Consider the following 23,405-nt stretch of genomic DNA (forward strand, 5'->3'; position numbering starts at 1 on the left):
GAATAATAAATCTATTTCTTAAATATTATTATATTTATAAATTATAGATAATAAAAAAGAAGATATTAAATCTCCTTTTTTATTTGAATTTAATTATTTTCTTCTTTTTAGTATTTCAAAACAATAGTTATGGGAATTTATTTCATCAGCGTCATGATATTCCATAAACGTAGAATCCCACTCATCAGGCTCGTAATCGGGGAAAGTTGTATCACCAATGACTTCAGCGTCGATGTGAGTTAAGTATAAGGTATTCGCTATAGGTAAGAATTGTTCGTAAACTTTACCACCGCCAATAACCATTATTTCTTCATGATTTTCAGCTGCTTGCAATGCTTCTTCAACAGATTTAACCCAAACAACATCGTTATCAGTACCAGGTTGACTACTTAATACGATATTAAGACGATCTGGTAAAGGTCGCCCAATAGATTCATAAGTCACTCTGCCCATAATAACGGGTTTATTTAGCGTATTTTTTTTAAACCATGCAAGGTCGCCAGGTAATGTCCAAGGCATTGCCTTTTCCATACCAATAATGCGATCCATCGCTAATGCTGCGATTAAACTAATATTCATTTACATACCTACGGGTAAAGATGGGAAAAAACTGCTCACACTATACGTAAAGCTAAAACCCTAGTCGATACAAATTATGCTTCATTAATAGTAAACAATTGCTTTATACTCGAATTGTTAACTTAATCATATAATATCCAGTCATTATAATATTGTTATATAAAAGGCGCTATTATGCTTGAGACTTCTTTAGTTGTTTTTACAATAGCTTTACTAGGAATGATTTCTCCAGGACCTGACTTTTTTCTCGTTGTAAAAAATGCCATGCGTTATCAACGAGCTGCTGCAATGATGACCGCATTCGGTATTATTGCCGCTTTACTGGTTCATATGTCCTACTGTGTTGCAGGTATTGCTATTTTAATAACAACCACACCGTGGCTTTTTTCTATTTTAAAATACGCAGGCGCGGCTTATTTACTTTGGATTGGCTTACAAAGTTTGCTCTCAAAATCTAATCATACGATTAATAATGATACAGATGCACATACGCAAGTCAGTTTCAAAAAAGCCTTTATGCAGGGCTTTCTTTGTAACTTGCTCAATCCTAAAGCAACTCTATTTTTTCTCGCTATCTTTACGCAAGTACTCAGTGTTGATTCCAGCATAGGCGAAAAGCTTTGGTATGCACTCATTATTTGGGGATTAGCAATTATCTACTGGCCTATATTGGTACTGTTGATACAAAGTGCTCCTGTAAGAAAAGTACTTAATAAAATACAAAAACGTATCGATAAAGTATTGGGCGTGGTGCTGATTGGTTTAGGGATTAAAGTAGCATTAAGCTAATTATTGGAAGCACCAAATAGGTGCTCCTTACATTATTGGCAAAGTAGCGAATATATCAACTATTTGTTCCATTCTAATAAGATACTGATCTTTCGGCATACCTATAATCAACGCATCATCATCTAATGAATTGGCTATTTCTTCAACTTCTTGTATAATCAACATTCTGTTTTTATTTATATTATATATAATTGTATTATTTTCTTTTTTATTATAAAGTTCATTAATCCAGGCTTCCTGTGTTTTAACATAATTATCAGCATTATTATATTTTTGTAATACATCACTAACAAACTCATCAATTAATACTTTTTCTATCTTTAAATTTTTTTCTATTTCAGAAACAATTTTTTCAATATTTATATTTTTAGTAACTTTAGTCATTTTTTCAATATTTAAAATAGACTTATCTATTTTAAATAAATATTCATAATATCTTATTGGTATTATAATATCTTTTAATACTCTAGAAATACATTCACTCTTTTTTTTAAAACAACAATTAATAATAAATAAAAAAACATTATTATTTATAACATTATTCACATCTAATATAATTGTATTAAATAAATTAACAATCTTTCCAATATTGAACTTCTCACCTACAAAATCCCGCAAATTGACCTTGCCAAAATCTTTATTTTTATAACAATTAAATATTGTATCAATTAAAATTAAATCTGCTTTAGTTTTCACATGTCTTTTTACAAATGAATTAATCATCTCATTATTATCTAAATTAAAGAATAAATTCATCACTCTAAATTCATCTAAAGTAATATCATTGATATCTTTGATTTTGCATAAAGAGGTATTAGCATTTAGTTGAGTATAAAAACATTCATTTACTTTATTTTTACAACTTTTAATACTTATCTTTATATTCAAAGCTAATTTTAATTTATTTAAAATGAAACAAAAGAAACCTTCCGTTTTTTTATGAATGATTAGTGAATAATTAGTATTTCCTATATGACTTATGCTATCTTTGATCTTTTCAAAAAGAGGATTTTGATCCTTAATATCAACGTTATTTATATTTTTATAGAATGTGACTTTTATTTTATTTCCCATTTTTACCACCCATTTTTATATTTTTATATTTTTATATGAAAAAATTTTTTTTGAATACAAAAAAGGCCCTTATTACTAAGGGCCTTTTATAGAAAAAAACCAAATAAAACTAGAAATTTATTTTCAATGTTGTATTTATACCACTTGAATGAATGTCACTATTATATTGCCCTTGATAATATAAACCTAAAGTAGTTGATCTACTTAATTGCGCATCAATACCTAAGCCAACACCAAACAGATTATCCAGTTTACCACCACGTAACGTTGCATCACCCGAATTTGATAAGAAAAGACGTGATTCCGGGCGATTATCACCAAATAAGTGACTTGCTGAAATATCACCTTTTACTGCCATATTGATATTACCCGCCGTAAATGGATAACCACCACGTAAACCAATAGTACCTACTTGAATATTTTGTGAATCGGTATGGGTAGCAAAGGACATATTACCCACATGTTCATTTATATTATCTGTTGATACACGTAACCAATTAAATCCTAAGTAAGGTTCAATTGAATAGTGTTGTGTATTAAATTGTGTGTAGGCGCCTTCTAAAAAGAGCTGTGTTATTTTGGCATCATAGTTAGTTGAGTTATAACCTGCATTTTGCCCTACCCAAAGTGTTCTTTTTGCCTCTCTATCTTGATTGGTATGAGTAATACCATAATTTAATGAAATAACATTATATAAATTAGAGATACCATAAGCACCAATATGGATATCATTACTGTCTATTTTACCCGATTCATTACCTTTATATTTGGTTGTGCCTGCACCAAAGAATAGCCCTGCTTTAGTATTATCAGCCACATTAATTTCAGCGCCTAATAAACCAACATAGAAATCAACATCCATGTTACTATGGCCATAATCTGTTTTTCCCCATTGACCAATACCTGTAATCCATATACGTGCATTACTATTTTCTAAACTAGCACTACGACCATGACCAATACCCATAGCTTGATCTTTAACAGTGCGAGTTAATCCCAATATATTTACCACACTGGCATTATTGGCATTTAAATACATATCACTACCTAAAGAATCATAGGTTTTAGTTAAATCTTGTTTATTCATCGGTAAGATAGTATTAAATAGTTCACCACTGCCGTGATTTTCTAATGTATTAGCAATAGAGCGACCATTTTCATTATTCGCAAAAGTTACCAATGAAGTATTTTCTTTCTTGCTCAATGTCCCTGTAATTGTATTATTTGTTAATGAAACATTTTTATCAAATAAAGCATAATCACTATTTGAAGAAACCTCATTATTCGCTAACATTTTAGTTTTATTTCGATTATCAACTAAATTGTCTGCATTAACGGAGCCTGTCGCAATTTGATTATTTAGATAAATATCTTTTAACTGGTTTGTATTCTCCGCACCAACATCTAAATTTGCACCGTTATTAAGTGACATATTACTCACATTAACATCATGATCAATAGCAACTAAATAAGTCCCTTTGTCGTTAATATTAATATTCGCTTTATTCGTTTGATTTGAAGTTAATTCACCTTTTCCAGTAAAAGTGTCGTTATAGTGTTCAACAATACTGAGTTTACCGCCATTAACATTAATTGCCTCAGTACCAAAAGATTCTGTAAAACCTAATAGGGAGCCTTGCTCAACAATAGTACCACCACGATATGTATTATCCCCTGTTAAAACTAATGTACCTTCACCCTTTTTAATTAATGTACCGTTATATAAACCTAAGTTTATTTTTTCTTGAATAGTATCAGCGCGTTTTTGGTAATATTCCTTACGCCATTTTTCTGCATCTTCTTTATTGATTATGTGGGCATTAGGATCATTTGTTCCATCATTAATATTTAAATTAGCGCCTAATTCATAATCACCACCCGCTTTAATACCTTTTTCTTGATATTCTTTTAGCCAAGCAAGATCTTCTTTTTTACGTAAATCTAATGCTGTTTGTGAAATATCATTAGTCCAAACATCTAAAGGTACAGCATCTAGTTGATATTCAAATTTACCTAAAAATTGACCAGGACCATACATTCCTTTATCAAGATCAGGAGTACCCCAACCATAACGTACATCAGGTGTGCCTTCGCTAGCAGTCCAGCTATTATATAGAGAGCCATCAGGATTACGATGACTCGCTGTTGTAAACATTACATCACGTACTTGCATTGCACTCATTGCAGAGTAACGCGACATCAAGACACCCATAGCCCCTGTAACATGAGGAGCTGCCATTGAGGTACCACTAAAAGAAGCCCAGTCTCCCTTGCCTTCTTCATCAACAATTGAAGAGTAAATATCTCGACCAGGAGCAACAACAGTCCACCATTTTGCATTCCCCGCTTCATTAAACCTTTTAATTAACACATAACCCGATTTATCTGCATTTTGTTCAAGCCCTGCAACCGTAATCCAATGCTTTTCTGCTTCAGGATTAAAATAAGGGTAAAGGGCACGATAATAAGGTTGTGCAAAATCACGATTCCCTGTTGTAAATACTTGTACAACATTCGTGTTTTTTACTGCATCATAAGCGGCATCAACGAATGAAGGATTATCACCATAGACTTTTTTAAAATAAAAATATTCATACTCAGTCTGTGCAGTGGTATCAACAGGTAAATGCACCGTTGTATTGCCACCATCAATACCATATGTCGGTATATTATTGATAATGCGAGTATTAGTTCCCCAGCTGTTATTAATCACTTGGGCGCCGGCATCAACTATGGCTTTCCAGCCTGTATAAAAATATTGATAGTCTTGATAAGGACCATAATTATTACTATCTGTTGCACCTGTATTACCAATATAAATATTGGCGCCCCAAGCAACGCCATGCATTCCATTACCATCTCTGTTAGCCCCCACAGTGCCCGTTACATGGGTGCCATGAGTATCGTTAACCCCTTTTATCCAAGCGCCATCAACACCAAAAGACTCGCCTTTCTTATAGTGACCGCCTTTGTCTTGAGGATATCGCATGCCTGTGGTGCCATATTCTCCTTTCGCTTTCACTGCATGAAAACGCTCACCTGATAATTCAGGATGAGAAAGCAACGCACCAGAATCCATAACGCCAATATTAGCGCCTTGACCATGATAACCCAGTGCATAAGCACTAGAGGCTTTCATTGCAGCTAATCCCCAATCTTTTTTATATTCTTGGCTTTCCCAACTCTGCTTATTACCTAACTGACCATTCTCTGCATAAGCAATGGAATTGCCTGAAAATAAAAGTGCTGAGGCAACAAGAGAAAGTTTAAATATAGAGTTATGTATTGAACGGCTATTATTAAAATATCGGTGATGATTTAACGCTATTTTTTTGTTCATTCTGACACCTTAGTTATATTTAGATGAATAATATCGATTAAGAATCAAAATACAAAAGCGTTAGAATCATCTATTTTCTGTAAATATAATGACTTGAGAGAAATCCCAAAAATAATAATCACATTCATAAAAATAGATAAATTGACGTAGCAATCACAAATTAACAGTTAAATAAAACAAAAGAAGAACAAATAAAATAAGATATTAATGATCTTTAGACCATTAATTTTAATATTAAAATAAATTGGAAATAGTAAATCAAATAAATAAACAATCAAATAACCTTAGTTAACATTTAGTATCACAAAGATTATCTTATTTATTCTATTTATAAAAAAGACAGCATATTTATTTCACTATACTGCCTTTAAGTGACGTGATTTTTAAATGAATACCTTTATTCCGATGGCGTAATTTCCATTTGCCCAGCCATACCAATATCGGCATTTTCTAAAATCTGACTATAATAGAGAAAAGGAAAATGCGTGTAGGAAGGCTGTTTTAATTCCACCAGCAATTCACTTTGATTATCAATCCACACAGTATCTTTCCACCCAAAATCAGCAGGTTCTGGCTTTTGTCCATCATGATTAATGACTTTAAATCGTGCACCTTCTATATGAAAAGGTTGAGGCGATGACGTTGTTACCATCCAGCGTTCCCAGCCATTTTGTTTACCCACTAAATCTATTCGAGTTAATTCCCAACGCGCATTATTAATACCAGGAGGACTATCATGAAGTTGGATAGTTCTTGGCTGAATAGATGTTGTAATTTGTGTATTATCAACCGCTAATTGCTCTGGAATTTTATCTGTCATTAAGGACATTAATCCAGTAGGTCTTATCGTTAATACATTTGCATTACGTAATAAATTAGATGGCTCGAAAATGCCGCGTAATTTATCCATAAAACCAGCGCTATTTCCTGCGGTAATGATAACCTCATCACCTTCTGACATATCAACCAAGATTTCGCGCCGTTCTCCTGGTGCCATTGGTATTGATTTAAGCTCTACAGGTGCAGTTAATAGGCCTTGATCTGATGCGATAAGATAAAGAGAGCGACCATCATTCGCTTGTAGTTCATAACGACGTGCATTAGAGGCATTGACCAAGCGTAAACGTATCCAACCTCTCGAAACCTCAATATAAGGGTCTTCTCTACCATTAACTAAAAGGGTATCACCATAGAACCCATCTACTGCTGCATCTTTATCATATTCTGGTGATCCAAAGTTATCGATTCGCTTATCTTGAATAATAATAGGGAAATCATTAACACCATAATGTTTTGGTAGTGGTAATGATTTACTTTCATCATCTTCAATAATCCACATACCGACGAGCCCATTATAAACATGCGGTGCCATTTTAAAGGGAGTGTTCGCATGATACCAACATGTCGCTGCTTTTTGACGTATAGGTAATACAGGAGACCAATAGGCTCCAGGTGACATTAATCGAGCAGCTCCACCCATTTGTGTACCTGGCACTAACAAACCACTCACCGTCATTGAAACGGGTTCATTCAAACGATTGCTATAAATCAGTTTTACATCATCACCACTTTTAACTTTAATAGTCGGCCCAGGTGTTGAGCCATTTATTCCCCAAACCTCTGCTTTTTTGTTGCCATTAAACGCCCAATGCACTTTTTGCAATGTGACAAACAGTGGCTGACCATTATGCGACTCTAATAGTGGCGGTATGGGTAATTGTTTATCGATGACAGGATCTGCGTAAGCAACAGAAGGTAATGAGCCCAGACATACCGCTAAGCCTGAAGCCTGAATAAACTGGCGACGACTAAATGACATATTTTCTCCGCAACAAAATACACCTCTCTCTCAATGGCAAAACCATAAGAGGAGAAAAGCTGCTGTGATTTTAAAATACAAAAGACTTAAATGAAATTACGTAAGCATAATAGCGCGGATACGGCCTAAAACCTAAAAATAGTTAATAGAATGGGATATTTTCATCAATTAAAAGCAATATAAGCCTGAATATCAGGCTTATAGACTCTTATAAAGATTAAACAAACATTAAAACTAAATAATGATTAAGACGAGAGTTTTTTATTTATTTCTTAGATGAAGCAGGGCTATTCATCGCTTCAACTTCTTTATCTAATTCGGCTATTTTAGCAAGCATGATTTGGCGACATTCTTCTGCTAATTGGCGAACTTGGTCTTTACCGTATTTTGAAACATCAATTGGCGGTAGCATCTCAACAATGACATATCCGTTATTCCAACGATTTAATTTAATCTTGCCTTGAGTGGTAGATACACAAACAGGAACAATAGGAACACCTGCTTGAATCGCCGCATGAAATGCACCTGTTTTAAAAGGTAGTAAACCACGGCCACGACTGCGAGTACCTTCAGGAAACATCCATACTGAGATTTTTTTAGATTTTATCTGATCAGCAACTTGGGAAATAGTGCCATGCGCTTTAGAGCGATTTCCTCTATCAATTAAAATATTACCCGTTATCCAATAAAGTAGCCCAAAAAAAGGAATAAAAACTAAACTCTTTTTACCTACCGTCACCGTATTAGGTTGTACGGCATTCGACATTGTCACCATATCATAGTTATTTTGATGGTTACCAACGTAGATGCTTGGTCCGTATTTTTTCGCTTCTTCAGGAATACGTTCTATCATCTTGATACCAAACACATGTGATAACTTGCCGAATAAGTGTCCATAAGTCATCACATGCTTAGGGTTTCTTGGCGAAAACATGCAATAAATCATTCCAAATGTCACCACAAGAATGGTGTAAAGAACGACAATGATGCCTCTAATAATTGCTAACATAAATTTTTAGCGTCCTACATTATAAAAAGAGAAGTGGGTCTTTAGACCCACTGAATAAATAGCGCTTTAGATGTTAATGGCTTTCAATATCAATTTTATCGATAGTTTGTGCACCACGTGGTAATGACGTACCTCTACGACCACGCTTTGCTTTAAAGCTCAGTAATTCATTCATCGACATCGTTAACTTACGTTTACCAAAATGCAATGTCACTGAGGCATTTTCCGGTAATACTCGTAACCATGCTATTTTATCTTCACCACTTACCACTTGTGTTGCAGGGATTGAAACCATTTGATTTCCTTTCCCTTTCGCCATAGTTGGTAATTCTGATGCTTCAAAAATCAACATCCGACCACCTTTTGTTATGATCATAATTAATGAATTAAGCTCATCATTCAGATGTTGTGGCGTTAATGGTAATGCATTTTCTGGTAAAGTGAGAAGTGATTTTCCAGCTCTATTTTTAGAGGTTAAATCATCTACCTGACAAATGAATCCATAACCCGCATCAGAGGCCATTAAGATCTTATCTTGTGCATCACCCATGACTACATGGCGTAATTGAGCACCCTTTTGAACTTTAAGTTTATCGCGTAAAGTGTCACCTTTGCTTCTACCTGAAGGTAAAGCATCAACATCAACAGTATAGCTTTGACCTGTTGTATCAATTAAATGAACAGGTTGATTGCTCATCCCTTCTACCGATTCAAAATAATTATCATCCGCTTTAAAACCGACTGTTTCTGCATCTATATTATGTCCTTTTTGGCAACGAATAAGCCCTTTTTCAGACATAATCACCGTCACTGCTTCAGGGTGAAGATGTTTAAGCGGTGTGGGTTCATCCCCCACATGACCACTAAAGTAATTGATTTCATCTGCTTTTAAGACTTCTTGTTGCCCATCAGCAGTAAATATCAATGCTTCATTTTTTGGCACTAATAATAGTTGGTCAATCACATCGCTTTGCTCTTTACCTAACGAAACTAAACGAGTTCCCCGACCTTTTTTGTTCAAATCAGTCAATTTCTCTGCTGAAATAGCTAAAATACGTATTTTATCAGTGATGATAACTAACCAGTACTGGTCATTTTTCTTTTGGGCATCAACAAGAAAAGGCTCAAGTAATTCTGTTTCTTCTGAAACAGTGAGTAAGCCTTTACCCGTTTTATTTTTCGTTTCCATCTCATCATAAGATAGAACTGCGCCATAACCTTCTTGCGTTGCCAGTAAGTACTCTTGTCCTGCACTTCCTGCCAGCATATATTTTACATGTGCATCAGGTGGAAAAGTCAGTTTACCGGTTAATGGCTCACCTTGACTACGCCCTGATGGCATATCATTTGGGCTTAAAGTATAACTTCTACCTGTAGAATCAAGGAACATCACAGGTTGATTACTCATTCCTCTTACCGCACTATGATAACTATCACCAGCGCGATAACTCATACCACTAGGGTCGATATCATGTCCTTTCGCATTTCTTACCCATCCCATTTCAGATAACACTATAGTGACGGGATCTGAAGGCAACATATCTTGTTCATTGACCACTTTCGCTTCTTCTTGCGGGCGAATAGGGGAACGACGATCATCACCAAATTCTTTGGCGTCAGATTCAATTTCTTTTTTCAGTAATGTATTTAAACGACGTGGTGAGCTAAGTAGCTTTTCAATGCTATCACGTTCTTTTTCAAGCTCATCACTTTCTGATTTTAATTTAAATTCTTCAAGTTTCGCTAAATGACGTAAACGTAGCTCTAAAATAGCTTCTGCTTGAATATCAGATAATGAAAAACGGCGCATTAATTCCGCTTTTGGTTCATCTTCATGGCGAATGATTTCAATCACTTCATCAATATTAAGATAAGCGATTAATAGGCCTTTAAGAATTTCTAAGCGGCGTAATACTTTTTCTAATCGGTGATTTAAACGATTAGTGACTGTTTGACGGCGATAAATCAACCATTCATTTAGAATGGTAACTAATCCTTTAACCGAAGGACGGTTATCTAACCCAATCATATTCAGGTTAACGCGATAACTTCTCTCTAAATCAGTATTGACGAACAAGTAGTACATAACTTGCTCCAAATCAACACGATTACTACGAGGAACAATTACTAATCTCGTTGGGTTTTTATGATCGGATTCATCACGTAAATCTTCAACTAGTGGTAGCTTTTTCGCACGCATTAATGCAGCAATTTGTTCTAACACTTTGGCACCAGAAACTTGATGAGGAAGTGCGGTAATTACCGCACACCCTTCTTCTTTTTGCCACACTGCTCGCATTCTGACAGAACCACGACCTGTTTTATAAATCTTTTTAATATCGTCTTGTGCTGTAATAATTTCAGCGTCAGTTGGATAATCAGGTCCTTGAACATATTGCATTACATCTGATAATCCGGCATCAGGATTATCTAATAACATGACTAATGCTTGTCCTACTTCACGCGCATTATGCGGCGGAATATCTGTTGCCATACCGACAGCAATACCCGTTGTCCCATTTAATAGAATATTGGGTAAACGCGCTGGCAACATTTTTGGCTCTTGCATTGTGCCGTCGAAGTTAGGTTGCCAATCAACAGTCCCATGCCCTAATTCACTTAATAACGTTTGTGAATATTTAGATAGGCGTGACTCTGTATAACGCATTGCAGCAAATGATTTCGGATCATCAGGTGCACCCCAGTTCCCTTGTCCATCAATTAATGGATATCGATAAGAGAATGGCTGAGCCATTAAAACCATGGCTTCATAACATGCGCTATCACCATGAGGGTGGTATTTACCTAATACATCACCCACAGTACGTGCTGATTTTTTAAATTTAGCCGAATTACTTAAACCCAGTTCAGACATGGCGTACACAATACGTCGCTGCACTGGCTTTAGCCCATCGCCAATAAAGGGCAATGCCCTATCCATAATCACGTACATGGAGTAATTGAGATAGGCATTTTCCGTAAATAAGTGGAGCGGTTGACGCTCTACACCATCATGAGTCAATTCACTCATTCAATATTTTCCTCAGACTCTTATGGTATGCATTACACTTCAATGTCAACTTCATCGCCTTTTTCTTGCAACCAATTGCGGCGATCTTCAGAGCGTTTTTTCGCGAGTAACATATCCATCATGCCAAGTGTTTCTTGATAGTTTTCTTCTTCAATGACTAATTGCACTAAGCGACGAGTATTTGGATCAAGCGTTGTTTCTCGTAACTGGATAGGGTTCATTTCACCTAATCCTTTAAAACGTTGTACATTGGGCTTACCTTTTTTACGGCTAAGACGCTGTAAAATAGCATTTTTTTCTGGCTCATCAAGTGCATAATGAACTTCTTTACCTAAATCGATACGGTAAAGAGGTGGCATTGCCATATATACATGACCTTGTTTTACCAGAGTTGGAAAATGACGAACAAACAATGCGCACAACAATGTTGCGATATGTAGACCATCCGAGTCAGCATCCGCAAGAATACAAATTTTACCATAACGCAGTTGACTTAAATCATCGCTATCAGGATCCATACCAATCGCTACAGAAATATCGTGTACTTCTTGTGAAGCGAGTACTTCATCTGATGAAACTTCCCAAGTATTTAAAATTTTACCGCGCAATGGCATTATTGCTTGATATTCTCTATCTCGCGCTTGTTTTGCTGATCCACCCGCAGAATCCCCTTCAACTAAAAAGAGTTCGGTATAACGTAAATCTTGAGAAGTACAATCCGCCAATTTACCCGGTAAAGCAGGGCCTGATGTCAGTTTTTTTCTGACAACCTTTTTAGAAGCACGCATACGGCGTTGCGCACTACTAATTGCCATTTCAGCTAATAGCTCTGCGACTTGGACATTCTGGTTAAGCCATAAGCTAAACGCATTTTTTACTGCATTAGCGACAAATGCACTAGTTTGTCTCGAGGATAAACGTTCTTTTGTTTGCCCTGCAAATTGTGGATCTTGCATTTTCACAGAAAGGACATATGCACAGCGGTCCCATGTATCATCTGCGGTTAACTTCACGCCTCTTGGTAATAGATTACGGAACTCACAAAACTCACGCATAGCATCTAACACACCTTGGCGTAAGCCATTAACGTGTGTACCACCTTGCACGGTAGGAATTAAGTTAACATAACTTTCTGTGAGTAAATCACCGCCTTCAGGCAGCCAAAGCATTGACCATTCAACGGCTTCATTATCACCTTCAAATTTACCGGTGAAAGGCTCTTCAGGAAGACGGATAAATTCACAAACGGCTTCACTTAAATAGTCAGTTAATCCATCAGCGTAGCACCAGTTCTCTTCTGTATTATTAACTTTATCAACAAAAGAAACATTAACACCGGGGCACAATACGGCTTTTGCTTTGAGGATATGAGATAAACTTTTTGCGGAAAAACGGGGATTATCGAAATAGCTACCATCAGGCCAAAAGTGAACACTTGTCCCTGTATCACGTTTAGCACAAGTGCCTATTTCATGTAATTCTTCGACTTTATCACCATTTTCAAAAGCAATTTGATAGATTTTACCTTCACGACGAACAGTCACTTCAATACGCTTAGAAAGCGCATTCACAACCGAGATCCCAACACCATGTAATCCGCCAGAGTATTGATAGTTTTTATTAGAGAATTTACCTCCGGCATGAAGGTGGGCAAGAATTAATTCGATTGCTGATACATTAAGTTCAGGATGGATATCGACAGGCATTCCTCGCCCATTATCAATAACCTCAATGGATTGATCGCCATATAAAATGACATCGACCTTAGATGCGTGCCCCGCAAGCGCCTCGTCCACGCTATTATCGATCACTTCCTGAGCCAAATGGTTCGGTCTAGTCGTATCAGTGTACATACCGGGACGACGACGCACAGGCTCTAGACCATTAAGGACCTCAATATCCTTTGCATTATAACTTGATTGAGTCATTGTTTTTAATCTGCGGTTCGCTGTTAGAAAATACTGTTTATAATAACAGTTGTTAGCGGCAATATGGTATTTATTTTCAGATAGATATAGCAACCCATGTTTTACAGGTTTATCAACCGAAAGGCTAAATTATATTTAAAAACTGAATAATTTCCGGAAAAAAACGTTCAAAACCGACAAAAGCGTGGTTTCCATCCGGTTCTACGGTTTGCCGACATGCGCCAAGATATGAAACTGCTTGGCGATAATCAAGTATTTCATCTCCCGTTTGTTGAAGCAACCAAATAAGCTCTGGTGAAATTATCGAAGGAATACGTAAAGCAAGTAATTCATTTATATGATGAGGTTCTAACGTATACTTTTGATATGTATAAGGATTTTCGTTTTCACCAAGAAAATTTTGCAATAAATCAAATGGCCTAATAGCGGGATTTATCACAACCGCAGGTAAATGAAAACGTTGAGATAACCAGATTGAAAGATAGCCTCCTAATGAGGAACCTATCAGCCCAAGTTTATCTTTGCTGTTTTCATTAACAATCTGCTCGATAAATTTAGCAGCTTCTTCAGGAAAAGACGGTAATTGAGGAACTAAGAGCTTAATTTCAGGATGGGTAACCTTAAGCCATTGACGAAAAGCTTGCGCTTTTGCCGACTTAGGTGAGCTATTAAAACCATGTAAATAAAGAATACTGGGCATATTCTAATAGCCTTCAGAATCAAGATCAGGGCAAAACTCTGTTCCTTCTAATCGATACACTTGCGTTTCTATTTTTCGTTGGCCATTAGGCTCAATGGATAACTCTAAATAACGCCATCCTGGAGATACCGTATCTAACGTAAAATTAGTGCAATGAGGTCGAAATTGAATACATGTTGATGGCGTCGCTAATAAACGAACACCATGCCACATTTCATCCATTTCTTGATGAATATGGCCACATAGCATCATTTTAACTTGGGAATGCCCTTTTACACGTTCAGAAAGTTGTTGCGAATTTCTCAAACTGTGTTGATCTAACCATGTGCAACCTGATGCCATAGGATGATGATGCAACAATATGATGGTTTCTCTGTCTTTTTGGCTCTCAAGGCATCGCGTTAACCAATCTAATTGGCAATCCGATAATTCACCATGAGGAACCCCTTGGATTTGGCTATCAAGCAATAATAATTGCCAATCATCACCAATAAGCACTTGCTTTGCTGAAAGAATACCTGCTTGATTTAACGCATCAATCATTGCGGGTTGATAATCATGATTACCCGGCAACCACACACAAGGTGGTGTTAATGTTGAAATCCCTTCTGCGAAATGTTGATACGCTTTAAATGTTTGGTCTTGAACTAAATCGCCTGTGGCGACAATCAAGTCAACATCTAATCCTTGCGCTCTAATAGAGCTTAATACTGCATGATAACTGCGATAAGTATTAATGCCCAATAGCGTATCATCCACATTTGCAAAAAGGTGGGTATCAGTGATTTGTAGTATTCTTACAGTGCTTTTTGGTGACACTGATAACTCAAGCTGGCTTTCCAAAAGGTTTCCTTGTCTCACTTCTTTTAGGCGTAATTCTAACGTATTATCGTATTAAAGATCTGCCAACCAATACACATTTCAAAAAAATTGTTGAGAAATATTCTCGATATCAACACCTAATTTTTAGCCTTATTTATACGCTAAATGGTTGGATCTCGTATACTTACAGATAGTAACTCTACTTGATAATATCCACTAAAGCATCTCAACAATTCTTAATTGTATACAAATGCTACAACCATCGTTTTCTTAGCGTCTCATAATGAAGTTGTAACCATTGAATAGCGATAACTGTCGCCGCATTATCAATAATACCTTGCTCAACCCATTGGTAAGCTTGTTCCCTACTGACAACATGCACACGAATATCTTCATTTTCACTGTCTAAACCATGAATACCTTTTGCTGTTGTCGAATCAACTTCACCCACAAATACGTGCATTCTTTCACTTGCACCACCTGGGCTTGAAAGATAGCTAATAATCGGCTCACATCGTCCTATCGAAATTCCCGCCTCTTCTTGAGCTTCTCTTTTAACAACCTCTTTGGGTGTTTCACCTTCTTCTATCATGCCTGCAATAGCTTCAAGTAACCAAGGCGTATCACTCGTTTCATAAGCAGGAATACGAATTTGCTCGATAAGAACCACGCTATCTTTTTTAGGATCATAAGCTAATAACACGCCAGCATGACCACGTTCAAACACTTCTCGCTTAATTTCGTTACTCCAACCACCTGCAAATAATCGATGTTTAAAGCGGTATTCCGTCATGCGAAAAAAGCCTTTATAAAGATCTTTTTTACCTAAAAGTTCCACATCATGACGAGTGTATAAAAATGGTATATTTTCCTTTTTCTTCATACAATGCTCCTTAAGTTATATTTAAACGTCTTTTGTTGATGATGTTTAATACAGATTTAAAGATATTTGCCAACAATTCATGTAAAGTTAATCTAAAATAAAAGGATATGGCACAAATGGCTACCCCTACTTTGGGAAACTATCTGCTAGAATCTTTCCCGTTCAAGATTAACAGAGGCAACTCAGCGAAACTGTTGCAACAAGGAATTAAAATGAAAAAACTGCTCTCTCTTTTGGTCGCGATGAGTTTGGCAGGATTCAGCACTGCAAGCCAGGCTGAGGATCTGCTTCAAGTTTATCAAAAAGCAAAGGACAGTAACCCTGAGTTACGTAAGTCATTAGCGGAACGAAACAAAGCGTTTGAGAAAATTAACGAAGCTCGTAGCCCATTATTACCACAATTAGGACTAACCGGTTCTATGGATTATGGTAGTGGCTATCGTGATAGTAGAAATACTGAATCAAACTCTCTTGGCGCGAATTTAACATTGACACAAACGGTGTTTGATATGTCGTTATGGCGTCAACTTAATGTTCAAGAAAAAACAGCTGGTATGAGTGATGTCACGTATCAAACGAGTCAGCAACAACTGATTTTAGATACAGCAACAGCATACTTTAATGTTCTGCGTTCAATTGATTCTCTCTCATTTATCGAAGCGCAAAAAGAACAAGTTTATCGCCAGTTAGATCAAACAACCCAACGTTTTAACGTAGGCTTAGTTGCAATTACTGACGTTCAAAATGCTCGTGCAAACTATGATAGCGTACTGGCACAAGAAGTTTCTGGCCGTAATAACTTAGATAATGCATTAGAGAAATTACGCCAAGTAAGTGGTATTTATTATATCAACTTAGCGTCACTGAATATTGATAAATTCTCTACAACACCACCAGAAGCTATTGATAAATTACTAAAAGATGCAGAAGAACGTAACTTAAGCTTATTAAGTGCACGTTTAGGGCAAGATTTAGCTCGCGAAAATATTCGATTAGCGCAATCAGGCCATCTACCAACCGTAGATTTAAAAGCCTCTACTGGTGTTTCAAATAAACATAACCATGGTAGTGGATTACCACCAGAAAGCACTGGCTCTAGCCGTAACAGCTATACCGGTCAAAACAGTATTGGTCTGTCTTTAAGTATTCCTTTATACACAGGCGGAAGAACAAGTTCACAAGTTGAACAAGCACAATATGGCTTTACGGGTGCAAGCGAGCAATTAGAATCGGTTTATCGTTCTATTGTACAAATCGCACGTTCTTCTTATAACAATATTTCTGCATCAATCAGTAGCATCAAAGCATATCAACAAGTTGTTGTGTCTGCACAAAGCTCATTAGATGCAACAGAAGCAGGTTATCAAGTTGGTACTCGTACTATCGTTGATGTGTTAAATGCAACTACAACGCTTTATGATGCAAAACAAAAATTATCAAGTGCACGTTACGACTATTTAATTAACCAATTAAACATTCAATTTGCTCGTGGTATGTTAAATGAAAACGATTTAATCCAGCTGAATAATGCATTAGGTCAAGAAGTTTCAACGTCACCAGATAGCATAATTCGTAACTTAACAAGCCCTGCAATTAACGTTCGTTAATTGTTATAAGCAATCGGTAATCAACGTATTACCACTGTTTTATGTTGTTTTAGACAAAAACCGCTTTCAGTGAAATGCTTACTGATAAGCGGTTTTTTCGTTTATAATCCAATAATAAAACAAGATATTTTGTCTTAAACTGATACAATTATAGACTACTAATCGTTATTTTTATCTGTACTATAATAGCGATTATACTAAACAATTTCGTTAAAAAGAGAGAACTTAGCCAATATCACTAGGTTTAACCCTATAAAGATCACAAATTTCCTGTTATCCCTGATGATAAGGCGTTTCTTATTTATTTTCTCTAGCATTTAACCTATTCTAGCTTCTATTTTGAACGTTTTACTTTTTTATGGACCTTACCGATATGCCAATGAAACGTACCAAATCCATTAATCGTGATGCTTTTCGTAAAGCATTTCGTCCTTATCGCTTAGCCCCTGTTGCTATTGCATTAACCGCTGTATTTGCTCTTTCAGGATGTGAAGAGAGCGATGAGACTGTATCACTGTATATGAATGCTCAAGAGTGCGCGCAAGCAAATCCTTCACAAGCAGCACAATGTGAAGACTCTTATCGCACTGCATTACAAGAGGCATCACGTACTGCACCTAAATACGCAACATTGGAAGAGTGTGTGGCTGAATTTGGTGATTCACAATGTACGCAAACAGCTTCTATTGATGGGCAACCAGTAAATAATACAAATACACATACTGAAAATGCCAATAATCACAATACAGATAACTCACAAATTGCTCAAGCCAACTCTGGTGGTAGCTTTTTTATGCCATTAATGGCGGGTTATATGATGGGTCGATTAATGGGAGGTGGTGCGCCAGCTCAGCCATTATTTAGTTCTCGTAACCCAACAAGTCCAGCTAATGGCAAATTTGTTGACTCAACAGGCCGTAACTATGGTCCTGCTGTCGGTGGTCGTCAAATGAACGTACCAAAAACAGCAATGACACCAAAACCATCAACCACATCAACAATGACACGTGGTGGCTTTGGTCATACCGTATCAAAACAAGCGGCAACTCAGCGTGCAAGTGCAACAAACAACAGCCGTAGCTCAACAGGATCATCTTCCTATCGTTCAGGTGGCTAATAGAGTATGAAGCGTGAACTAATTACTGAGCGCCCTGATTGGCGTGAAAAAGCAAATGAATTTGGCTTCAATTTCCATACTATGTATGGCGAACCTTATTGGTCAGAAGATGCTTACTACCAATTCTCAATGGAAGAAGTTGAGACACTAGAAGCAACAACAGAAGAAATTCACCAGATGTGTCTGCAAGTTGCAGATAAAGTCGCGAACAGTGAAGAGCTTCTCACTCGCTTTCAAATTCCTCGTCATTGTTGGGATTTTGTGCGTGATTCATGGAAATCGTCACAACCTTCGCTTTATTCACGCCTTGATCTAGCTTATGACGGTAAAGGCCCTGCAAAATTGTTAGAAAATAATGCAGATACACCGACTTCACTTTATGAATCTGCATTTTTTCAATGGATCTGGCTTGAAGATCAGATAAACGCAGGAAATTTACCGCAAAATGCAGATCAGTTTAATAGTATCCAAGAAAAACTGATCGATCGCTTTGGCGAAATGCGTGATAAGCAAGGTATGCGTTATTTACATATGACGTGTTGCCAAGATACTCAAGAAGATCGCGGTACAGTACAATATCTACAAGATTGCGCAGAAGAAGCCGAAATTGCGACAGAATTTGTCTTTATCGAAGATATCGGTTTAGGTGAACGCGGTGAATTAACTGATCTACAAGATCAGATTATCAGTAACATGTTTAAGCTTTATCCTTGGGAATTTATGTTCCGTGAAGATTTTTCAACCAAGCTTGCAGATGCAGGTATTCGCTGGTTAGAACCTTCTTGGAAAAGTATTATCTCCAATAAAGCGCTATTACCAATGCTTTGGGAAATGTTTCCTAATCATCCAAACTTGTTACCGGCTTATTTCTATGATGGGAAAGTACCGCATACGCTATCTCGTTACGTAATTAAGCCATTATTCTCACGTGAAGGCGCAAATATTCGCATTGTAGAATATGGACAAGAAATCGCAGTAGCTGATGGACCTTATGGCGAAGAAGGCTTTATTGTTCAAGAATACCATCCATTACCAAAATTTGGTGATAACTACACACTGATTGGTAGCTGGTTAGTCAATGATCAATCCGCAGGTATTTGTATCAGAGAAGATAAAGAGCTAATTACACAAGATCTTTCACGATTCTATCCACATATTATTTTGGATTGATCTAAAATCAGTTAAATATTTATTTAAGCACCTCATTGGTAAATTATCATGGGGTGTTTTTTTATTGTAATATCTTTATATTTTGAATCTATTCATTATTTTTGAATATAACTAAATACCCGAAATTATCAAATCCATCGTAGCTACAATGGAGGAATGTACCTCAGGTTTAATGCAGACAATATTAGATACCTTTAATCTATCCTTTGGTAGTGTTGTTATTGATTTTGTCATAATTACATATTTTAGATTACTTATCTCAATAACAGGTGTGATTATTTTTACTTGTGAATTCTTATTAACTAATAGCGAAATAGGCATAATAACGCGAGAATCAATATCACTAAGCAATTCATTTTGAATATCAATGAAATATGGGTATTGCTCTCTCGAATTAGGCGACGTATTACGATATACCGTATATTGAGACATTAAATAACTCCATATTCATCATCATCAGTAAACAATCCCACCTCTTGTTCAAATTCATTAAGAGCTTGAATACCTTTTTTATTTTCCGTTTTCCAAATTTCCTGTTTTTTTTCACGAATTGCATCAGATAACATATGATCGAGTGTTGCAGAGAGATTAATTCCAAGCTCTCGCGCCTCATCCACTAATTTTGCTGTTAGATACACATTAACCCCCCGCTTATTCTTTTTACTCGTCATCAATGTTATTCGCTCCATTTATGCGTATTATTTATACACATAATTGTAGAGCAGATAATTATTGGCATCAAATTAGAATATATACAAAAAATTTAAGCAATTTATTTAACCATTATAAAAAGCTGTTTATTTAATGATAATAAAGCTTACCAAATTTTTATTAAAAATAGAATAAAACAAATAAAAACAAATAGTTAAAATTATTAATTATATAGATTTAGAAAATTAGAAAGGAAATAAGAAAATAATTATTTAATAAATTACATATGTAATTTTAATAAAAAAGGCTAAATAATATTAACTTTATTTAGCCTCTTATCTCTTTAATTTCTTTATTAAATAATTAAAGATATTTCTTTGAATAATTTTATCCTACCTGAAATGTCATCATACTAAGTGATTTATTAATGATATCATTATTAAGTAATGTGACTTTTTCATTCTCATTTCTTAGTCCTAAAAGAGATAAAACGGGAATAAAATGCTCTGGTGTGGGATGTGCAAGATGCCCTTCTTCCGTTGATAAAATATCAAATAATATTTCAGGTTTTTCTTCACTTTGTAAAGCATTCTCGACTGTTTTACTAAATGATAACGCCCATGGATACGGCTCTGAATTGTCATTTTGCCAATCCATCATACGTAAATTATGTACAACATTACCACTTCCTATAATGAGAACACCTTCACGACGTAATTCAATTAATTTTTGCCCTAACTCATAGTGCCATTGAGCTGATTGACGCATATCTATACTGAGTTGAACTACAGGGATATTCGCATTAGGGTACATTTTTTCCAGTATTCCCCAGCTACCATGATCAAGTCCCCATTGATCCATATCGAGTTTTAACGGGATCGGATTAATGAGATCCTCTATAAGTGCAACTAGGCTGATAGATCCCTTTGCTGGATATTCTATTTCATAAAGCTCTGGTGGAAATCCATAAAAATCATGAATTGTTTTTGGTTGAGACATTGCCGTAGCAAAAGTGCCTTCTGTATACCAATGTGCTGATATCACTAAAATCGCTTTGGGCTGAGGAAGTGTTTCCCCTAATTTAGTCCAGAGGCGAGTGTAGCGATTATTTTCCAATACATTCATTGGACTACCATGTCCAATAAATAGTGCTGGCATCATTTTTGTGTCCATAATCACCTCTATGGCATTGTTATTCTATGACATAAGAATACAAGTTTCTTACTTGAAATATAGTCAAAGAAGCATGAAATAGTTATTCAAAAAAAATGAAAAAACCGCCTAAATTTCTTTAGACGGCTTGATATAAGTGTGTGTGTGTTTTCAGTGTCGTTTATAACATGTTAATTTCAGCCAGCTTTTTTCTCCTCGCGAAGACGATAAGCCACTAAATCTTCAATCGTCAACACAGGCATATTGTGCTGTTTAGCAAAAGTCACTACTTCTGGTGCTCTTGCCATAGTACCATCATCATTCGTTAGCTCGCATAACACTGCAACAGGTTTAAAACCGGCAAGTGTTGCTAAATCAATAGAGGCTTCAGTATGTCCACCACGTGTTAATACACCGCCAGGTTGAGCACGTAATGGGAATACATGACCAGGGCGATTAAGATCACTTGGTTTTGCATCATCAGCAGCGGCTGCACGTACTGTCGTTAAACGATCTGATGCTGAAACACCTGTTGTCACACCTTGTGATGCTTCAATAGTGACAGTAAATGCCGTATGAAAATGACTAGTATTATTTTCAACCATCATAGGCAATTCAAGCTGTTGGCGGCGTTCCTCTGTAATGCATAAACACACAATGCCACTACCATGGCGAATAGACATTGCCATCTGCTCTGTGGTCATTGTTTCTGCAGCGAACACCATATCGCCTTCATTTTCGCGGTTCTCGTCGTCGAGTACCATTACGCCTTTACCAGCACGAAGTGCTTCAAGAGCAAGTTCTACACGCTCAAATGGATTACCGAATTCGGAAAGTAGCGTCTGATTCATGGTAATAAAACCTCAATAATTAATGAAAGTTACCAGAACCAGGGCAGTCTTAGGAGTGGATCTCTACTTAAACAATAAATAAGCAGAAACAACAGGAATGGATACAATGATCCTACTGATGCTATTTTATTCTCTCCCATCCAGACTTTAACTGTCGGCTCCAGAATCACACTGGATCTGCTGACCTAAGCATTGCTATCGCAACACAAAGCGCTCGCGGGCTTTATCTTAATAAATCAGATATCTACCGCCGGTGGGGACTTTCACCCCGCCCTGAGATTAACGAGGAAACTATACGCTTTAAAATTATAAGAGGCAATCATCAATCGATGACTCTTTTTGCGATATCACATCTTTATCCAATAATACTGCGAGTTTTAGCGAATTATCATAAAAAAGTAACAATAATTCTGATATCTTGTTTAATTCCCGTTGCCCTCATATTACACTTAGCCTTAGCTTTCTATATTATGATGAGGACTTCCCATGTTGGACCCTAAAAAAATTGAGCAGGTTGCGCGCCAAATTCAAAATGTTATGCCACAAGGCTTGAAAGATTTTGGTGATGATGTTGAGAAAAAAATCCGCACTGTTTTGCAATCTCAATTAAACAAATTAGATTTAGTTAATCGCGAAGAGTTTGATGTACAAACTCAAGTACTGCTGCGTACTCGTGAAAAATTAGCTCGTTTAGAACAACGTTTAAATGACTTAGAAGCTGGACAGCAGGCTGTTTCTCAACCAGAAATGGCACAAGTTGAAGAAGTCGATATTGTTGTTGAGACTCAACCTGAAACTAAAGCTTAAATCGCATTAAATCAATTACGGTCTAGCAATAAAAAATCCCTGCATCAACAATAGATACAGGGATTAATATTCTATA

The 23,405-nt window shown here is 36.3% G+C and carries 19 protein-coding genes and 1 riboswitch; of the genes, 5 read left to right on the top strand and 14 right to left on the bottom strand.

What is annotated here, in order from left to right:
• Window positions 1–93 precede the first annotated feature (93 nt).
• Window positions 94–579, bottom strand: a complete 486-nt coding sequence (gene folA, locus M983_RS05800; protein WP_066748472.1) for a type 3 dihydrofolate reductase — start codon at window positions 577–579, stop codon at window positions 94–96.
• Window positions 580–753: 174 nt separating this feature from the next.
• Here folA and M983_RS05805 point away from each other — a divergent pair, with 174 nt between their 5' ends.
• Window positions 754–1,368 carry a LysE family translocator gene (locus M983_RS05805; RefSeq protein ID WP_066748475.1) on the top strand — a complete coding sequence of 205 codons (615 nt, stop codon included), beginning with the start codon at window positions 754–756 and terminating at the stop codon, window positions 1,366–1,368.
• A 27-nt stretch (window positions 1,369–1,395) separates the two neighbouring features.
• Here M983_RS05805 and M983_RS05810 read toward each other — a convergent pair whose 3' ends face one another.
• The 9 genes from M983_RS05810 to nudF form a co-directional block, all read right to left on the bottom strand.
• Window positions 1,396–2,442 carry a hypothetical protein gene (locus M983_RS05810; protein WP_066748483.1) on the bottom strand — a complete coding sequence of 349 codons (1,047 nt, stop codon included), beginning with the start codon at window positions 2,440–2,442 and terminating at the stop codon, window positions 1,396–1,398.
• Between the two features lie 109 nt (window positions 2,443–2,551).
• Complete coding sequence (gene pta, locus M983_RS05815; RefSeq protein ID WP_066748486.1) at window positions 2,552–5,782, bottom strand: autotransporter Pta; 3,231 nt, start codon at window positions 5,780–5,782, stop codon at window positions 2,552–2,554.
• A 397-nt stretch (window positions 5,783–6,179) separates the two neighbouring features.
• Window positions 6,180–7,601 carry a cell division protein FtsP gene (gene ftsP, locus M983_RS05820; protein WP_066748489.1) on the bottom strand — a complete coding sequence of 474 codons (1,422 nt, stop codon included), beginning with the start codon at window positions 7,599–7,601 and terminating at the stop codon, window positions 6,180–6,182.
• A gap of 265 nt (window positions 7,602–7,866) precedes the next feature.
• Window positions 7,867–8,610, bottom strand: a complete 744-nt coding sequence (locus tag M983_RS05825; RefSeq protein ID WP_066748492.1) for a 1-acylglycerol-3-phosphate O-acyltransferase — start codon at window positions 8,608–8,610, stop codon at window positions 7,867–7,869.
• A 73-nt stretch (window positions 8,611–8,683) separates the two neighbouring features.
• Window positions 8,684–11,641, bottom strand: a complete 2,958-nt coding sequence (gene parC / locus M983_RS05830; protein WP_066748495.1) for a DNA topoisomerase IV subunit A — start codon at window positions 11,639–11,641, stop codon at window positions 8,684–8,686.
• Between the two features lie 32 nt (window positions 11,642–11,673).
• Complete coding sequence (gene parE, locus M983_RS05835) at window positions 11,674–13,569, bottom strand: DNA topoisomerase IV subunit B (protein WP_066748499.1); 1,896 nt, start codon at window positions 13,567–13,569, stop codon at window positions 11,674–11,676.
• A gap of 124 nt (window positions 13,570–13,693) precedes the next feature.
• Window positions 13,694–14,269, bottom strand: coding sequence for an esterase YqiA (gene yqiA / locus M983_RS05840; RefSeq protein WP_066748502.1), 576 nt, complete (start codon window positions 14,267–14,269; stop codon window positions 13,694–13,696).
• A gap of 3 nt (window positions 14,270–14,272) precedes the next feature.
• Window positions 14,273–15,112 carry a 3',5'-cyclic-AMP phosphodiesterase gene (gene cpdA / locus M983_RS05845; protein WP_066748505.1) on the bottom strand — a complete coding sequence of 280 codons (840 nt, stop codon included), beginning with the start codon at window positions 15,110–15,112 and terminating at the stop codon, window positions 14,273–14,275.
• 232 nt (window positions 15,113–15,344) lie between these two features.
• Entirely contained in the window at window positions 15,345–15,974 is a 630-nt protein-coding gene (nudF, locus tag M983_RS05850; RefSeq protein WP_066748508.1) for an ADP-ribose diphosphatase, read from the bottom strand.
• Window positions 15,975–16,186: 212 nt separating this feature from the next.
• Between nudF and tolC the strand changes: the two genes are divergently transcribed.
• The 3 genes from tolC to M983_RS05865 all read left to right on the top strand — a co-directional run bounded on the left by tolC (window position 16,187) and on the right by M983_RS05865 (window position 19,868).
• Complete coding sequence (gene tolC / locus M983_RS05855; RefSeq protein WP_066748510.1) at window positions 16,187–17,581, top strand: outer membrane channel protein TolC; 1,395 nt, start codon at window positions 16,187–16,189, stop codon at window positions 17,579–17,581.
• Between the two features lie 373 nt (window positions 17,582–17,954).
• Window positions 17,955–18,698: a DUF1190 family protein gene (locus tag M983_RS05860; protein ID WP_066748513.1), complete on the top strand. Its 744-nt coding sequence runs from the start codon at window positions 17,955–17,957 to the stop codon at window positions 18,696–18,698.
• Between the two features lie 6 nt (window positions 18,699–18,704).
• Window positions 18,705–19,868, top strand: a complete 1,164-nt coding sequence (locus M983_RS05865; protein ID WP_066748515.1) for a glutathionylspermidine synthase family protein — start codon at window positions 18,705–18,707, stop codon at window positions 19,866–19,868.
• A 111-nt stretch (window positions 19,869–19,979) separates the two neighbouring features.
• Here M983_RS05865 and M983_RS05870 read toward each other — a convergent pair whose 3' ends face one another.
• The 4 genes from M983_RS05870 to ribB form a co-directional block, all read right to left on the bottom strand.
• Window positions 19,980–20,300, bottom strand: a complete 321-nt coding sequence (locus M983_RS05870) for a CcdB family protein (RefSeq protein ID WP_066748518.1) — start codon at window positions 20,298–20,300, stop codon at window positions 19,980–19,982.
• Window positions 20,300–20,557 (bottom strand): type II toxin-antitoxin system CcdA family antitoxin, encoded by a 258-nt coding sequence (locus M983_RS05875; RefSeq protein WP_066748521.1) that lies wholly within the window; start codon window positions 20,555–20,557, stop codon window positions 20,300–20,302. The genes M983_RS05870 and M983_RS05875 overlap by 1 nt, the downstream gene beginning before the upstream one ends.
• A 349-nt stretch (window positions 20,558–20,906) precedes the next feature.
• Window positions 20,907–21,692, bottom strand: a complete 786-nt coding sequence (gene ygiD / locus M983_RS05880) for a 4,5-DOPA-extradiol-dioxygenase (RefSeq protein WP_066748524.1) — start codon at window positions 21,690–21,692, stop codon at window positions 20,907–20,909.
• A gap of 176 nt (window positions 21,693–21,868) precedes the next feature.
• Window positions 21,869–22,522: a 3,4-dihydroxy-2-butanone-4-phosphate synthase gene (gene ribB / locus M983_RS05885; protein WP_066748527.1), complete on the bottom strand. Its 654-nt coding sequence runs from the start codon at window positions 22,520–22,522 to the stop codon at window positions 21,869–21,871.
• Between the two features lie 124 nt (window positions 22,523–22,646).
• Window positions 22,647–22,807: riboswitch (FMN riboswitch) on the bottom strand.
• A 201-nt stretch (window positions 22,808–23,008) separates the two neighbouring features.
• Here ribB and ubiK point away from each other — a divergent pair.
• Complete coding sequence (ubiK, locus tag M983_RS05890; protein WP_066748530.1) at window positions 23,009–23,329, top strand: ubiquinone biosynthesis accessory factor UbiK; 321 nt, start codon at window positions 23,009–23,011, stop codon at window positions 23,327–23,329.
• The last annotated feature ends 76 nt before the right edge of the window (window positions 23,330–23,405 follow it).

The organism is Proteus myxofaciens ATCC 19692 (assembly GCF_001654855.1).
GTDB classification, from domain to species: Bacteria; Pseudomonadota; Gammaproteobacteria; order Enterobacterales; family Enterobacteriaceae; genus Proteus; species Proteus myxofaciens.

Coding starts and splice junctions, on each gene's coding strand:
- folA (WP_066748472.1), bottom strand. CDS start 579: ATGAATATTAGTTTAATCGCAGCATTAGCGATGGATCGCATTATTGGT.
- M983_RS05805 (WP_066748475.1), top strand. CDS start 754: ATGCTTGAGACTTCTTTAGTTGTTTTTACAATAGCTTTACTAGGAATG.
- M983_RS05810 (WP_066748483.1), bottom strand. CDS start 2,442: ATGGGAAATAAAATAAAAGTCACATTCTATAAAAATATAAATAACGTT.
- pta (WP_066748486.1), bottom strand. CDS start 5,782: ATGAACAAAAAAATAGCGTTAAATCATCACCGATATTTTAATAATAGC.
- ftsP (WP_066748489.1), bottom strand. CDS start 7,601: ATGTCATTTAGTCGTCGCCAGTTTATTCAGGCTTCAGGCTTAGCGGTA.
- M983_RS05825 (WP_066748492.1), bottom strand. CDS start 8,610: ATGTTAGCAATTATTAGAGGCATCATTGTCGTTCTTTACACCATTCTT.
- parC (WP_066748495.1), bottom strand. CDS start 11,641: ATGAGTGAATTGACTCATGATGGTGTAGAGCGTCAACCGCTCCACTTA.
- parE (WP_066748499.1), bottom strand. CDS start 13,569: ATGACTCAATCAAGTTATAATGCAAAGGATATTGAGGTCCTTAATGGT.
- yqiA (WP_066748502.1), bottom strand. CDS start 14,269: ATGCCCAGTATTCTTTATTTACATGGTTTTAATAGCTCACCTAAGTCG.
- nudF (WP_066748508.1), bottom strand. CDS start 15,974: ATGAAGAAAAAGGAAAATATACCATTTTTATACACTCGTCATGATGTG.
- tolC (WP_066748510.1), top strand. CDS start 16,187: ATGAAAAAACTGCTCTCTCTTTTGGTCGCGATGAGTTTGGCAGGATTC.
- M983_RS05860 (WP_066748513.1), top strand. CDS start 17,955: ATGCCAATGAAACGTACCAAATCCATTAATCGTGATGCTTTTCGTAAA.
- M983_RS05865 (WP_066748515.1), top strand. CDS start 18,705: ATGAAGCGTGAACTAATTACTGAGCGCCCTGATTGGCGTGAAAAAGCA.
- M983_RS05870 (WP_066748518.1), bottom strand. CDS start 20,300: ATGTCTCAATATACGGTATATCGTAATACGTCGCCTAATTCGAGAGAG.
- M983_RS05875 (WP_066748521.1), bottom strand. CDS start 20,557: ATGGAGCGAATAACATTGATGACGAGTAAAAAGAATAAGCGGGGGGTT.
- ygiD (WP_066748524.1), bottom strand. CDS start 21,692: ATGGACACAAAAATGATGCCAGCACTATTTATTGGACATGGTAGTCCA.
- ribB (WP_066748527.1), bottom strand. CDS start 22,522: ATGAATCAGACGCTACTTTCCGAATTCGGTAATCCATTTGAGCGTGTA.
- ubiK (WP_066748530.1), top strand. CDS start 23,009: ATGTTGGACCCTAAAAAAATTGAGCAGGTTGCGCGCCAAATTCAAAAT.